The following is a 1,084-nucleotide window of genomic DNA, read 5'->3' as shown; positions in this document are numbered from 1 at the left end:
TGGCCATTTTTGCCGACCATATTCCCGACGAATGGATTACTGCCGCTGCCGCCTTGTCTGAAAAGGCCACTATCCGCCGACGCCGCTTACCTTCTGATATGGTCTTGTGGCTCGTCGTGGGGATGGCCTTTTTCCGCAATGAGCCCATCTCCGAGGTCGCTCGGCGCCTCAACATCTGTGCAGAAGGGTTGGCCAATGATGCCTTGCTCGCGGACAGTGCCCTGTCTCAGGCCCGTCAGCGACTCGGCAAACAGCCGCTCGAGTGGCTGTTCAAACAGTGCGCCGATGTGTGGGGGCTGGAACGTTATCCTGAAGACCATTGGCACGGTTTACAGGTCTTTGCCATCGATGGGGCCCTGTTCCGAACCCAGGATATGCCTGAACTCAGAGCACATTTCGGCTCGGGTAACACCTCAACCAACCGGCAGACACCCTACCCGATGCTGCGGTTGGTCACGCTCATGAATGTCCGCTCGCATGTCATTGCCAACGCGGCCATCAGCCCGTACCGCAAAGGGGAAATCCCCCTGGCCAGCGAGTTCATTCACTCATTGCCGGACAAGTCAGTGACCCTGCTGGATAGAGGCTTCTTCGGTGCCGACCTGTTGCTGCGTATTCAGGCCGAAGACACCGACCGTCACTGGCTCATCCCGGAACGCAAGGGGCTGGTATACACGGAACTTGAGCGCTATGGCGACGGTGACCGTCTGTTGCAAATGACGGTCTCGCCTCAGGCTCGCAAGAAAAACCCGGCGTTGCCGACACACTGGCAAGTTCGCGCAGTGACCTATGAGGTGGCAGGCAAGGAGAAAACGGTCTTTACCTCCCTGCCCGTGGCGCGATTCAGCGCAGCTCAGGTGGCGACCCTGTACCACGAGCGCTGGGAAATCGAGCTGGGATACCGGGATATCAAAAGCGCGATGCAGCACAACGCCATCACGCTGAGAAGCAAGAAAGTGGACTTGGTCTATCAGGAGCTGTGGGGATTGCTGCTTGGATACAATCTGGTCAGGCGGGAGGCCAGCCAGGCCGCCGTAGCCCATCAGCGAGCGCCCAATGAGGTGAGCTTTAAGTTTGCCTGTCA

General features: G+C 58.5%; 1 protein-coding gene. It reads left to right on the top strand.

Features of this window, described 5'->3' with window-relative positions; genetic code table 11:
* Positions 1 to 5 precede the first annotated feature (5 nt).
* On the top strand, positions 6 to 1,084 hold a 1,079-nt coding region (locus C3418_RS23660; RefSeq protein WP_258040182.1), incomplete at its 3' end, for an IS4-like element ISAeme15 family transposase.

It is taken from the genome of Aeromonas sp. ASNIH8, from assembly GCF_002919855.1.
Classification (GTDB): Bacteria; Pseudomonadota; Gammaproteobacteria; order Enterobacterales; family Aeromonadaceae; genus Aeromonas; species Aeromonas caviae.
Note: the sequence above shows the minus strand (reverse complement) of the source record. Positions and strands in the feature narration are given on the sequence as shown.